This window comes from Janthinobacterium aestuarii (assembly GCF_051380835.1).
In the GTDB taxonomy this organism is placed as follows: domain Bacteria; phylum Pseudomonadota; class Gammaproteobacteria; order Burkholderiales; family Burkholderiaceae_D; genus Janthinobacterium; species Janthinobacterium aestuarii.
Genome location: NZ_JBNYXU010000007.1, coordinates 129,353 through 142,353, shown reverse-complemented (window position 1 = coordinate 142,353; position 13,001 = coordinate 129,353). Strand labels below are relative to the sequence as shown.

Below are 13,001 nucleotides of genomic sequence, written 5' to 3'. Positions count from 1 at the left end.
ATGATAAAATCTTGGCACGTAGCACCAGTAGCGCAGTGTTGTTCTGCGGATATCACCCCCCGAAAGGAAAAAAGAATGAATAAATTTGTAACGCTGTTTTTCGCTGCATCCGCAGTGATTGCTGGCTCGGCTTCGGCCCAAACCCCAACCTCCCCACCATTCGCGCCAGTTACCACTGACATCAAAGCACCAAGCCCAAAAAGCGCTTACGTGCAAGATGCCCGCGGCGTCATCGTGCGTGACCCATTCGGCCTGTGCTGGCGTACCGGCTACTGGACACCTGCTGACGCAGTGCCAGGTTGCGACGTACCACTGTGCGTAGAGCCAGAAACCCTGCAAGACGGCAAATGCGTGGCTCCTCCAGCGCCAGTCGTACCTGCTCCAGCACCAGCACCAGTCGTGCCAGTGCCAGTCGTAGTTGCTCCTACCTCGGAAAAAGTCAGCTTCGCTGCTGATGCATTCTTCGATTTCGACAAAGCTACGCTGAAGCCAGAAGGCAAAGCCAAGCTGGACGAGCTGTCCGCACAACTGGGTGGCATCAACCTGGAAGTCATCATCGCTGTGGGTCACACCGACTCCGTCGGCACCGATGCTTACAACCAAAAACTGTCGGTACGTCGTGCTGATGCTGTCAAAGCCTACCTGGTCACCAAAGGCGTTGAAAGCAACCGCGTGTACACCGAAGGCAAAGGCGAGAAACAACCTGTTGCTGATAACAAAACTGCCGAAGGCCGTGCGAAAAACCGTCGCGTGGAAATCGAAGTTGTTGGTACCCGCAACAAGTAATTGCTGAACCCCTGGACTTGCCGCAAGTCATCGCGCAAGTCAAGAACAGCATGAAAAACCCCGCCACGGCGGGGTTTTTTTTCGTCCGCGGCTGCCCAATTGTAAAATTGCCGCTATTATTCGACCTATGAACGCCGACCCTCTCGAAATCCAAAAATTCAGTGAGCTGGCCCACCGCTGGTGGGACCCCACTTCCGAGTTTCGTCCCCTGCACGAAATTAATCCCCTGCGCCTGGAATGGATCAACGCGAAAGTGCCGCTGGCCGGCAAGCGCGTGATCGACATCGGCTGCGGCGGCGGCATCCTGGCCGAATCGATGGCCCGCAAGGGCGCCGACGTGACGGGCATCGACCTGTCCGACAAGGCCTTGAAAGTTGCCGACCTGCACAGCCTGGAATCGGGCGCCAAGGTACGCTACAAACTGATCGCCGCCGAAGCCATGGCCGAGGAAGAGCCGGGCCAGTACGATGTCGTGACGTGCATGGAAATGCTCGAGCACGTGCCGGACCCCGCCGCCATCGTCAAGGCCTGCGCCACGCTGGTCAAACCGGGCGGCCACGTGTTCCTGTCGACCCTGAACCGCAACCCGAAAGCGTATCTGTTCGCCATCCTGGGCGCCGAATACCTGCTGCGCCTGTTGCCGAAAGGCACGCACGACTATGACAAATTCATCACCCCGGCCGAACTGTCGCAATATCTGCGCAGCGCCGGCCTGAACGCCAACAGCATGCGCGGCATGGGCTACAATCCGCTGACCAAGATTTACTCACTTAATAGCGATACGAGCGTCAATTACCTGGTGGCCTGCACCCGGCCGCTGTAACCATCACGCACAATACAAGGCGGCTGCGGCCGCCATTTTTCATTCCCACTTGACACACTTTGCCCGCCATGATCACTGACCATCTGCCAGCACCGCGCGCCATTCTGTTCGACCTCGACGGCACCCTGGCCGACACCGCGCCCGACCTGGCGGCGGCCATCAACCTGTTGCGCGCGCGCGCCGGCCTGGCGCCGACCCCGTATGACATCCTGCGCCCCACGGCCTCGGCCGGCGCGCGCGGCATGATAGGCGCATCGTATGGGGTAGCTCCTGGCGAAAGCGGCTACGAAGCCCTGAAAGACGGTTTCCTGAACAATTACGAAGCGGCCCTGGCCGTGGAAAGCCGCTTGTTCGACGGCATTCCCGCCATGCTGGAAGGCCTGCAAGCTCTGGGCCTGGCCTGGGGCGTGGTCACCAACAAGGCCGCCCGCTTCACCGACCCGCTGGTCGGCCAGATCGGCCTGGGCGCCGCCGGCTGCGTGATCTCGGGCGACACCATGCCCCACCCGAAACCGCACCCTGCCCCCCTCTTGGAAGCGGCCCGCCGGCTGGACCTGGCGCCGGAAGACTGCTGGTACGTGGGCGACGACCTGCGCGACATTCAGGCCGGCCGCGCCGCCGGCATGCGCACGGTCGCCTGCGCCTGGGGCTACTGCGGCCCCGTCGAGCCGCAGCACTGGAACGCCGACCATTTGCTCGATACGCCGCTGGCCTTGCTCGAGCTGGTGACTGGCGTGGTGAAGGCGGCGCAGGAGCGGCAGTTGGCGGCTTGAGACGCATTACTTTTCGCTGCGGAAACCCGGGGTCAGACCCGCAGGCTCTGACCCAGAAACTTGCATTTTAGGCAAGAACTTACGCTAATCTCTAAAATTAAATATCACTCCGAACTGTCTGTAGAGTGCTCGCAGACGCGGGGGTTGTACGGGGGACGAGCACTGCTCGTCCGATAACTGCACAACCGGCTTGCGCCTGCCAACGCAAGCCTCTCCGATTCGTCTGACTCAAGCGATGCGAGGTTGCCTCGTTCCTTACCGCGAATGCATTATGCAAGAGTGGGCAGATTGCGCTACAATGAAGGTTCTGTGGGGACGACCTGGTTTCGACGTGGGTTGCAAAGCAGCGCAGGGCATACCGAGGGCTGGTTACCTCGTAAATACACCCAGAAAAAACTTAACTGCAAACGATAACTCGTACGCACTGGCAGCTTAATCGCTGTTAGCTCTAGAACACCTCGTCCCTGGGGTGGGCCGTCAAAAGCTCTAGAGTCATTTACAGGGACTCGTCGTATGCTGGGTTACTTAGCGTCCGACTAAATAATAGGTAACTCGCTTGCCCATAACGTGCACATCCGTGCTGGCTGAGTTAAATTAAATGATAGTGCTAAGTATGTAGAACTGTCTGTAGAGTGCTTGCGGACGCGGGTTCGATTCCCGCCGTCTCCACCACTGAATTGTTTAGAATCAAGTAGTTAGCAAGAAGAAGACTGTCATTATTTGGGTTGTTTTTGGGCTGTTTTAGCCTAGGAATGACAACAAAATGACAGCTTTTTTTTCGTACGTCAGCGACTCAACAACAGCCATACCCTCATTTCATTTCATTGCCTTGCGGTGGACTTGGGTCAATACCCGGAGGGCAACGTGCATAGGGACTTTGTTTTTTGCCAAGTAAGCGGCCGCGGTCGCTGTGCCCAACATTTCTTGAAAAATGACTCCAACTTCGACTTTTTGAGCTGTAAGATCGTCATGCCTTAAACAGTCATAATTTTGGTTAGCTGCAGTAGTTAGTATGGGTACATCGAGGTCATTAGAATACATTTTTAGCCTCATTAACAACGATAAAAATGTCCCTTTTCTTTATTCTAAATATAAATTAAAGTTCTATGCTGGAGGAATATTTTTGCGTGTCGCCTTCCGTATATCTAGACGCAAAGCAAACCTGATTTCGCCCTGATGCCTTGGCTTTATACAATGCTTTATCGGCAGCCTCAACCAATTGAACTGGTTTGCTCTCTAATCGGATTGGTGCAAACGATTCCACACCAATACTAACCGTCACAACGCCAAATGGATTTCCAGAATGAACAATTTCCAGCGATTGAACAGCGCTTCGGATACTCTCTGCGACAGCCAATGCACCAGATAGATCCGTTCCAGGCAATAAGACGACCATCTCCTCGCCACCATAACGAGCGGCTAGATCACCGGGTCTGCGTATGCTGTAGCCCACCATCTTACCAATTTTTCTAAGACATTCGTCTCCAGCTACATGGCCATAGATATCGTTGTACTGTTTAAAAAAATCAACATCTATCATGACCAAACCAATAGAAGTTTCACCGCGTTGTGCACGATTAAACTCTCCCATTAACGATTCGTCAAAATGACGCCGGTTCGCCAATCCAGTCAGCCCATCCTGATTGGCAAGTCGTGACAAAGTTTCATTAATCAACTCCAACTCAATGCTAGCCAACATTAGCTTTTTTTCAGCTTGCGATCGTAGATTTATTTGTTTCACCATACGATAGCCAAGGATGGAAATGAGCAATACAAGCGTTCCACCAACCATAAACTGAATATAAACATCACTGCGCCAATTTTGCAATATTTCATCTTGCGACAATGCGGCAGATACTACCAAAGGATACTCCTCTATCCTTCTATAGCTATTAATTCGTGTAACACCATCCAATTTTGATTTTATTGATGCTGTACCTACAGGGCCTTTAGGAAGATAATCTTTAAAAACTGGAAACTTTGATATATCTCGCCCAAGCATTTCCTCATCAAATGGCCTTCTTAACAAAAGTATTCCTTTTCCGTTCGCTATGAAAATTGCTCCTCTTCCACCTATCGAAAACTTATCATAAAAAACCTTAAAATATTTCATATCAATTGTAGCAAGAGCAACGCCGCCAAAACTTCCATCTGGAAGGTTAATACGACGTGATACAGTAATGATCCAATCGCCAGTTGATTTGCTGCGTACTGGGGGTCCTACGTAAGGGCCGCGCTCGCTACTATTTTTATGGTATTTAAAATACTCTCGATCAGAATTATTCAAATTCTTTAACAGTACTTTTTGAGAATTGACCAGCCAGCTACCATCTTTTGCATAGACGAAAATCCCATGTAACTGGGGCAGTTCTGCCACACGCATAACAAGCAGATTATGAATACGGGACAACTCAAGGTCTGAGATTCCATCCTGCTCTATACGTTCTACCAATCCAACCAATGCAGTATCAGTTTCTTTGATCGTGTCGTAGGCATGCTGGGCAACCGACTGCGCCAGATTAGCACTTGCCGAAGCGGCCTCGCTTAGCCGTACCTCTCTTGCACGCCAGGTCATCCATAGTTGGGTTACTAGAAGTGAAAAACAAACCACGACTACAAATGTGCTCGCCAGCGATAGCAAGGAAAAATGCTTAAAGCCCGATCCCATCAAACGCGGTGGCAAACTATTTGAATCAGCCATGGAATAACTCCCTGTTTTACGTGTATAAGAGTGTGCGCCGAATAGCGCCCAAAATACTCACGCATCGTAACAAATTGATGCAAAAAAGTTAAAGAATCCACTCCCACGTCACAAATACAGACGTATACACTTCTGCAGCATCGCAAGGTTGTATCAAATAAGCATGGGCCGTAGGACTGCAGTGCAGTCCTACCAGCGCACGAAAACCACATCTCCCACACCACTCACCACCCGCACGAAAAACCGCTCAAAGTGCGTCAAAATGCGTCAAATCGCATACCCTCTCTTCGCCCCGCCGCGCCAGTCCTCATGCGCCTTTGGCCATGGCGCAAATTTGAGTCAAAAGAGCCCTATATAGCGGGCAGGTGTGGAGGGGGGACAACTGCGCGCGCCGGGCCGAAATGGGCCTTTTTCTTGCCTCAAGAGCAACACCATTCATCAGGACGTGAAAAAGCCGCCTCATGGGCGGCTTGTGCGGTGGCTGGGCGCTTCGGTGCGGCCGGGCTATCGCAGCCCCGCCCTGCCAGCTATCGCGGCGTGGCGGTCATCCTGGGCGGCCGGCGCGCGCCTTGGCCGCCTGCTCCTTCTCGTAGTCGTCGCGGCAATCGACGTTGCAGAACGGCAGGCCGGGCGTCAGCGGCTCGTCGCAGTAGTGGCAGCAGCCATGCGCCATCAGGGCGGTGCGCCGCCGTACAGCGGCCAGGCCGCGCGCCACTTTGGCAAAGATGATCTTGTCGGTGTTGTCGACGTGGTCGCTCATTGCGCGCCCTCCTTGCCCAGGCCCAGGTCATATGGGGCGAACTTCACCACTTCCACGCCGGCCCACTCGTTGATCGCCATGAACTGCGCCTGCAGCGGCACCAGCTCGTTGCGCGCGAAGACGCGCGCGGCTGGTTCGACGGCGCCGAAGCCGCCGGCATTGTTAGGCAAGATGCCCATCAGCTGCGGCGGCACACGGTGCGCGGCCAGCTGGTCGTCGCGCGTCACGCTCTTGATGTTGAAAAACTCGTCCTTGGCGGCCACGTCGGACACGGGCAGAATCTGGATGCCGTCCTTCTTGCCGTTTGGCGCGTACATGAACAGGTTGCGGAAGTTGCCCGGCCCCTTGCTGTCGCGCATGGCCTGGCGCAGGTTGTCCACGTCCTGGGTGTTGGCCGCCGCGTCCGTCATGTAGAACACGAAACCGGCGTGCGAGCCGTTCTTGTAATACTTGCGGCGGAACAGGGTGGCCGCCTCGTTGAGCCAGGCCGATTGCAGCGCGCTCAGGTACTGCGGCACGCCGTACAGCTCCTGATTCACGTCCGGCTCCATCAAATGGAACACGCGGCCCGTTTCGAACTGGTGCGCCGTGCCGTGATTGGTCACGAAAAAATACGTGTCCCAGTCGATGCCGCGCCGCATGTACTTGGCCAGCGCGTGCGCGAACGTCAGCGGGCGCCCGCTGCGGCTGGGCCGGTCTTCCAGATAGCAGTTGCCAAACGTCAGGAAGTCGAGCGCCAGGCGTTTAAAGGCGTCGCGCGACAGGTATTTGCTGGGCATCAGCGTGGACGCCAGCACGTTGGCCTTGAAGTGGATCGCGCTGGAGTGATGCACGCCGGCATTGAAGGACTTGGCCAGGCCGGCCAGGTTGATGGGCGGCTCGTATGGGCGTTGGATGCCGGATGCAGATACATTAGCAGGGAGCCGTGCTGAAATACTATTTGGGAATGTTGCCAAAATTTAACTCCCCTTATTTTGATCAGATCGCATCCGGGAAGTTGGCGTAATGAAATATTGCAATAAACGCACGGCGACATGCAATTTTCTTTCTTTTTCGCAATGTGCAAACACTATGATTTAGGTTGACAAATCATGAATAAATACGTATTTTGTCAACCATGGAAAAGTCAAAAATCAATGAGAGAATTCGACGGGCACGCGTTTCGCGAGGCCTGTCGTTAGATGACGTCGCCCAAAAAATGGGCGATATCACCAAGCAAGCACTGAGCAAATTTGAGAGCGGGAAGATGGCCCCAAACTCCGCAAGAATCCTCAAGTTGGCAAGAGCTTTAGAGGTAAAGCCGGAGTATTTTTTCCGAAAAGAAACCGTATCGCTTGCGCCGCTTGAGTTTAGAAAACTTGCCAAAATGCCACTCTATCGGCAGGCGCAAGTTAGCGAACTCATGCACGACCACTTGGAGCGATACCTTTCACTGGAAATGTGTTTTGACGAATCAGTACGAGCAGCTGTACTTCCTCCAAGGTCATTAAAAGTTAGTTCGGTTGAGGAAGCCGAAGAGGCCGCGAACACTTTACGTGCCCGGTGGGCAATCGGCGGAGACGCAATTGCCAACCTTACTGATCTCCTGGAGTTCCACGGCATCAAAATAATCTTATTGAGTGTATCTGAGGACTTTGATGGCGCGTGCGCCGCGTCCCATGACGAAACCAATGTTCTCATTTCACTCAACAAAGATCGTCCAGGTGAGCGAATGCGCTTCACTGCAGCACATGAACTAGGTCACTGGGTCATGGAACTTCCAGAGTCAATGGATGACAAGATCAAAGAAATATGCTGTCATCGTTTTGCCGGCGCATTTCTGTTCCCCGCAGCACAGGTGAAGGTCGAGTTCGGTGGGCATACTCGTTCAAGAGTTCACCCCCAAGAGCTGCTAAATGCAAAAGAGCTCTACGGTATTTCAATGCAAGCGATTGTTCGACGCCTCAAGGATCTTGGTCTGCTAAGTCCAGCCGGATACCAAGCGATAACCATTACTATGTCTGGGAACGGGTGGAGAAGGATGGAACCGGGGGCTTTGCCTAGCGAACGCCCTCGTCGCTTTGAGTCCTTAGTATTTCGGGCTCTGGCCGAAGGGATGATTACGGTTTCACGAGCAGCCGAATTCCTTCAAATTCCGATCAGTCAACTTGATGCTGGGGTATGTGGCGCACTGGTGCATGAATGAACTTAGTTTACATTAGTGACACAAACATACTAATTGACTTCAGACACGCGGGAATGTTGGAAGTGCTGTTTCAACTTCCATTCACGCTTTGCTGTACTGACTTTGTTCTGTTCGAGCTCAATGACTTTGATCATGATGAGTTAACTGAAATGGGTTTGTGCGTTGTGGAACTGGATGAAGATTCAGTCGAGAGCCTATCTGAACTTACCGACGCCCATAACAATAGTTCACTCGCTGATGTATCATGTTACTTTTTAGCCAAGTCTACTGGGCGTCCTCTTTTGACGGGTGATGGACAACTCAGAAAACAAGCGGCAAAAGATGGTTTACAAGTCCACGGAGCACTATGGCTGCTCGACAGACTCGTGGAAGTAAATATTGTGACAAAAATACAAGCCGCCATGGGCTTGCAAGCCATGCTTGCTGCCGGCGCAAGACTGCCCCGACAAGAGTGCGCATTACGCATTGCTAACTGGCAAATTTGACGTGCTGCATTAATGGGGGCGATGCTTAGACCGACATCTACTTCGTGACGATTTTTTGTAATGTCTGCAAAATGCCAGCTAATCAAGCGCATCGCTATAGAACACTGCATTTGCGGTGGGTTCGATTCCCGCCGTCTCCACCACTGAATAAATAAAAAGGGCTTCCCCGTTTTGGCGAGGAGGCCCTTTTTATTTATTCCATGCATGCAGAACGCGAGCATCAATCCGCGTCCGGTACGGGCGCGGGGGTTTTGCGGGGGACGAGCACTGCTCGTCCGATAGCCGCAAAACCGGGTTGCGCTTGCAAGCGCAACCCTCTCCGATTCCTCTGGCTAGCTCTTGCGCCGCAGGCGGTTTCCTACCAACAACACCAGCTGCTCAGGCCGTGTGCGAATGACGGACCTGACCCTCGTTTCTTTTCTAGTGGCGCGGGTGTACTGCGCATGAAACGCAGCGCACGGGTGAGCCACAACGGAATAGCATAGGCGTTAAAGCTATGACGCAAGCCGGATTACTTCCAGACCCCGGCTTTCCCCATTGCCGAAACAAAATTGGAAAAATCGCGCGCCGGCTTGCCAAGCACAGCCTCGATGTCGCCCGAGACTTGCGCCAACTTGTTGTTAGCGATGTCCTGGTAAAGAACGCTGAAAGAGTAAGCCCATTCCTCCGGCACCTGTTGCGCGACTTGCTCGGCAACGTAGGTAGCGGGATCGAGCGGCACATACGAGAGAGGGTGTTGCGCCCCCGACGTAATTTCCTGCGCCACCTCTGCAAAGCTCAGCAGGCCAGGGCCAGTCAGGTCGTACTTGCGGCCATTGTGGCGATCACCCGTCAACGCGGCAACCGCCACCTCGGCGATGTCATCCGCGTCGACAAACGCTTCCTTTCCGGACCCTGCGGGCAGACGTAGCTCGCCCGAGCGTACGGGCTGGAGCAGGAAATCTTCGCTAAAATTCTGGAAAAACCAGCGCAGGCGCAGACTGGTCAGGTCCAAGCCGGCGCTGACGATATGATATTCTGCCGCGCGCATGGCTTGTGAAAACTCACTACCGTCGTCCGGAGTCGAAGCCAGCACAGCCTTTTTCACACCGGCAGCTGCAGCTGCACGGGCGAAATCACCCACTTGCTCAGTCGCACCGTCAAAGCCCAAACCGGGGTGTACGATGTACACAGCGCGTACACCCTGCAGCGCAGCTTGCCAGGTCGATGCATCGTCCCAGTCGAAGCGCACCGCCGATTTGCGCGAAACGGCGCGGACGGCGAACCCTTGTTGCGTGAGATTGGCGGCGACGCGGCTGCCGGTCTTGCCGGTGGCGCCGGTGACGAGAATTGGACTGTCAGACATGATGCTCTCCTAAGGGTATTGCGGTGGTTAAAAAAGTCATGGCTATCAAGCGCGCTCTGATCGCTGGAAGGTCCAGATCCCTTGCCGAAGCGCCAGCGCTTAGCGAAGTAAACCAGGCGCCATCGGCCGCCAGCCTGACGACCTCTAGAAGTTCTCCTGCGTCGGTGTCAGCATGGCGGCGCAATCGTTGCGCCAGCCAGGCGTGCCATTGAGCTGCCATCAGGGTCTCCGCAGTCAGCGAACTAATAAGAGCAGACCAAATGCGTGTGGTGTCGTCATCCATAGACAGTGCGGCGCGGACATAGGCGCGGGTAAAGCTACCGCGCGGCATCGGGTCGGCGGCGATCAAGTCGTCGAGTGCCGCGTCCAGCTCCTGCATCAACCCGTCGACCATCGCATCGACCATCGCTTGTTTATTTGCGAAATGGTGGAAGAGCGCCCCCTTGGTCACGCCTGCAGCTGCCGACACACCTGCGACTGTCACGGCGGCGAGACCCTCGCGACCAGCGATCAACGCGGCACAATTGAGCAAGGCACGACGCACCGCTTCAGGATCCTTTCGACGTTCGTAAGCAGATGCCATGTCAATGCCCGCTTGCTTTAGAGAAGCCGTTCACGATAATCACCCCGACCACGATGAAGCCGATGCCGACCATGGCAATCCAGTCGAGCCGCTGCTTGAACACCACGATGTTGACAATCGCGGTGAGTACGATGCCCAGGCCGCCCCATATCGCATACGCGACGCCAATCGGCAAAGTCCTGAGTGCCTGGGCAAGTAAATAGAATGAGACGCCATACAGCCCGAGGGAGATCAAGGTCGGCGCCAATTTGCTGAATTGCTCGGACTTGTTGAGGAACGCGGTGCCGGCCACCTCGCACGCAATGGCGCCGCCCAAAGCCGCCCACGATAATAAATTTGGATTCATTTGAATAAAACTGTTCACGATTGAAGATGTGTGCAAAGGTAACATACCGTCTGGTATCTTTCAATTGAAAGTGTGTACTATCACCATTATCAAAGCCCTTCACTACAGCCCCTATCCGGCTGCGATACAGCCCCGTCAAGACAAAAACATCATCCGTTTCACGCCATTCATTACCTGCGCGAAAAACCGCTCAAAGTGCGTCAAAATGCGTCAAATCGCATGCCCCCTCTTCGCCCCGCCGCGCCAGTCCCCATGCGCCTTCGGCCATGGCGCAAATTTGAGTCAAAAGAGCCCTAACTAGCGGGCAGGTGTGGAGGGGGGACAACTGCGCGCGCCGGGCCGAAACGGGCCTTTTTCTTACCTCCAGGGCAACATCATTCCTCGGGACGTGAAAAAGCCGCCTCATGGGCGGCTTGTGCGGTGGCTGGGGCGCTCTGGCACGGCTAGGCTATCAGCGGCCCTGCCCCGCCCGCTATCGCGGCGTGGCGGTCATCCAGGGCGACCGGCGCGGATCATCGCCGCCTGCTCCTTGTCGTAGTCGTCGCGGCAGTCCACATCGCAGAACAGCAGCGCGGGCGCCAGCGCCTCGTCGCAGTAGTGGCAGCAGCCATGCGCCACCAAGGCGGGCCGACCACGATCGGCGGCCAGGCCGCGCGCCACCTCGGCAAAGATAATCTTGTCCGTGTTGTCGATGTGGTCGCTCATGCTGTGCCCTCCCCACCCGTTGCCAGATCATACGGGGCGAAGCGCGGCAGGCTCCACGGCGCCGAAGCCGCCGGCATTGTTCGGCAGGATGCCCATCAGCTGGGGCGGCACGCGGTGCGCGGCCAGCTGGTCGTCGCGCGTGACGCTCTTGATGTTGAAAAACTCGTCCTTGGCGGCCACGTCCGACACCGGCAGAATCTGGATACCGTCCTTCTTGCCGTTCGGCGCGTACATGAACAGGTTGCGGAAGTTGCCCGGCCCCTTGCTGTCGCGCATGGCCTGGCGCAGGTTGTCCTCGTCCTGCGTGTTGGCGGCGGCGTCCGTCATGTAGAACACGAAACCGGCGTGCGAGCCGTTCTTGTAGTACTTGCGGCGGAACAGCGTAAAGTTCGCTTACTTTTATGGGGTGGCGCAGCGACACCAGGCGACAATAGCGCCTTCGAATGGGTAACTCTCAATGTCATGAAAGATTACAAAGCAAACGACAAGTCCAGCACTATTGAACGGCACCAGATCCGGGTGGCCCAAGACATTATCAAGCATATCAACGGGCAAGAAGATGGCAGCATCAGGTCGGTGGACCTCTTCACGCATGGCGGCATGCAGGCGCTGTACCTGACCACGGCGGCTCCACCGACAAACGCGGCGCTCCGCTATGTATTACACAATTCAAGTCTCTACCGCTCGCGCACGAGGATGATTTTCAATGCCGCTGGCTGGACGAAGGGATCTGCGCTCGTTGGCGAGATTACATTTGCGAAGTTCGCCACCAACGCGAAGATTGAATTACATGGGTGCAAGACGGCCGGAACCGAGTCCGACGACGACAACATCACGGCGGACTTCTCAACGCAACTTGCCAAAGCGGGCAAGTCTGCCTCCGTAGTTATCGGTCACGCCGACCAGGCCAACCCGAACATCAATGGCGGCGGCGAGAAAAATAATGAGCAGGATTACAGGCATGGCCAGCGAGTTATATTCAGCAAAGGCAAGCTCATCAAAGTAACCAAGCAGAAGCTCCACCTGGTCGAGCGCGATTCAGAAGCATTGGCAAAGAAATCCCAACCATGAAAATTGCTCGCCTGCTTTCCTCCAGTTTCCTCGTGCTCGCTGCGGCCCTCGTCGCTTATGGTCTTTTCGGCTTCTCCCATTTTTCGTGGTGCACCGGCGCATACTACGATGAACGCATGATCTTGTTCGACCACGGCTTCTATCCTTTTGCGTGGGGTATCGCGCTGCTGCTGATGGGGCAAATCGCCCGCTTGCATCAGCGTCGAGCGGCCATGCTGCTCGCCGCTGGCGCCGCTCTGGTGCTCCTACTCTGGAAGCGTGCAACAGTGCCCGCTGCTATCGCCAATCTGCAACTTTTCCCGGATCCGGATTTACTGGAGGGGCTCATTATTACCGCTGTCGTGGTTATCGTCCTGGCGCTGATAGACCGCCCCGTCGAACAGGCTATCCGCAAGGCTCTGGGTCGTACCCGGTGACCCCGGGGGCAGATCACCCGGT

13 protein-coding genes, 1 other RNA gene and 2 pseudogenes are annotated in these 13,001 nt (G+C 55.2%); 8 read left to right on the top strand and 8 right to left on the bottom strand.

Going from position 1 to position 13,001, the window contains the following annotated elements; all coding sequences use genetic code 11:
- The first annotated feature begins 75 nt into the window (after positions 1-75).
- From ompA to ssrA, 4 genes are all read left to right on the top strand, one after another.
- A complete protein-coding gene (gene ompA, locus ACQ4WO_RS19235; protein ID WP_035825645.1) occupies positions 76-786 on the top strand; it encodes an outer membrane protein OmpA in 711 nt (236 codons plus the stop codon).
- Between the two features lie 127 nt (positions 787-913).
- Entirely contained in the window at positions 914-1,609 is a 696-nt protein-coding gene (gene ubiG / locus ACQ4WO_RS19230) for a bifunctional 2-polyprenyl-6-hydroxyphenol methylase/3-demethylubiquinol 3-O-methyltransferase UbiG (protein WP_436482814.1), read from the top strand.
- Between the two features lie 68 nt (positions 1,610-1,677).
- Positions 1,678-2,382, top strand: a complete 705-nt coding sequence (locus ACQ4WO_RS19225; protein WP_436482813.1) for an HAD family hydrolase — start codon at positions 1,678-1,680, stop codon at positions 2,380-2,382.
- A gap of 311 nt (positions 2,383-2,693) precedes the next feature.
- Positions 2,694-3,054: a transfer-messenger RNA gene (gene ssrA / locus ACQ4WO_RS19220) on the top strand.
- 424 nt (positions 3,055-3,478) lie between these two features.
- Here ssrA and ACQ4WO_RS19215 read toward each other — a convergent pair.
- The 3 genes and pseudogenes from ACQ4WO_RS19215 to ACQ4WO_RS19205 form a co-directional block, all read right to left on the bottom strand.
- Positions 3,479-5,083, bottom strand: coding sequence for a sensor domain-containing diguanylate cyclase (locus tag ACQ4WO_RS19215; RefSeq protein WP_436482812.1), 1,605 nt, complete (start codon positions 5,081-5,083; stop codon positions 3,479-3,481).
- Between the two features lie 544 nt (positions 5,084-5,627).
- On the bottom strand, positions 5,628-5,843 hold the full coding sequence (locus tag ACQ4WO_RS19210; protein WP_436482811.1) for a hypothetical protein: 216 nt from the start codon (positions 5,841-5,843) through the stop codon (positions 5,628-5,630).
- A pseudogene (locus tag ACQ4WO_RS19205) lies at positions 5,840-6,727 on the bottom strand (phage portal protein); the annotation flags it as partial. The gene ACQ4WO_RS19210 and the pseudogene ACQ4WO_RS19205, both read right to left, overlap by 4 nt.
- Positions 6,728-6,960: 233 nt before the next feature.
- Here ACQ4WO_RS19205 and ACQ4WO_RS19200 point away from each other — a divergent pair.
- On the top strand, positions 6,961-8,028 hold the full coding sequence (locus ACQ4WO_RS19200; protein WP_436482810.1) for a helix-turn-helix domain-containing protein: 1,068 nt from the start codon (positions 6,961-6,963) through the stop codon (positions 8,026-8,028).
- Positions 8,025-8,513, top strand: coding sequence for a PIN domain-containing protein (locus ACQ4WO_RS19195; protein ID WP_495542771.1), 489 nt, complete (start codon positions 8,025-8,027; stop codon positions 8,511-8,513). The genes ACQ4WO_RS19200 and ACQ4WO_RS19195 overlap by 4 nt, the downstream gene beginning before the upstream one ends.
- A gap of 511 nt (positions 8,514-9,024) precedes the next feature.
- Here ACQ4WO_RS19195 and ACQ4WO_RS19190 read toward each other — a convergent pair.
- The 5 genes and pseudogenes from ACQ4WO_RS19190 to ACQ4WO_RS19170 form a co-directional block, all read right to left on the bottom strand.
- Positions 9,025-9,858, bottom strand: coding sequence for an NmrA family NAD(P)-binding protein (locus ACQ4WO_RS19190; protein WP_436482808.1), 834 nt, complete (start codon positions 9,856-9,858; stop codon positions 9,025-9,027).
- Entirely contained in the window at positions 9,851-10,441 is a 591-nt protein-coding gene (locus tag ACQ4WO_RS19185) for a TetR/AcrR family transcriptional regulator (RefSeq protein WP_436482806.1), read from the bottom strand. Before ACQ4WO_RS19185 ends, ACQ4WO_RS19190 begins: the two co-directional genes overlap by 8 nt.
- A gap of 1 nt (position 10,442) precedes the next feature.
- Complete coding sequence (locus tag ACQ4WO_RS19180; RefSeq protein WP_436482805.1) at positions 10,443-10,832, bottom strand: DMT family transporter; 390 nt, start codon at positions 10,830-10,832, stop codon at positions 10,443-10,445.
- 444 nt (positions 10,833-11,276) lie between these two features.
- A complete protein-coding gene (locus tag ACQ4WO_RS19175; RefSeq protein WP_436482804.1) occupies positions 11,277-11,492 on the bottom strand; it encodes a hypothetical protein in 216 nt (71 codons plus the stop codon).
- A 42-nt stretch (positions 11,493-11,534) separates the two neighbouring features.
- Positions 11,535-11,876, bottom strand: a pseudogene (locus ACQ4WO_RS19170) (phage portal protein); the annotation flags it as partial.
- Between ACQ4WO_RS19170 and ACQ4WO_RS19165 the strand changes: the two are divergent.
- Both ACQ4WO_RS19165 and ACQ4WO_RS19160 read left to right on the top strand, forming a co-directional pair.
- Positions 11,838-12,563 (top strand): hypothetical protein, encoded by a 726-nt coding sequence (locus tag ACQ4WO_RS19165; protein WP_436482803.1) that lies wholly within the window; start codon positions 11,838-11,840, stop codon positions 12,561-12,563. The pseudogene ACQ4WO_RS19170 and the gene ACQ4WO_RS19165 sit on opposite strands and share 39 nt — an antisense overlap.
- Positions 12,560-12,979, top strand: coding sequence for a hypothetical protein (locus tag ACQ4WO_RS19160; protein WP_436482802.1), 420 nt, complete (start codon positions 12,560-12,562; stop codon positions 12,977-12,979). Before ACQ4WO_RS19165 ends, ACQ4WO_RS19160 begins: the two co-directional genes overlap by 4 nt.
- Positions 12,980-13,001 lie beyond the last annotated feature (22 nt).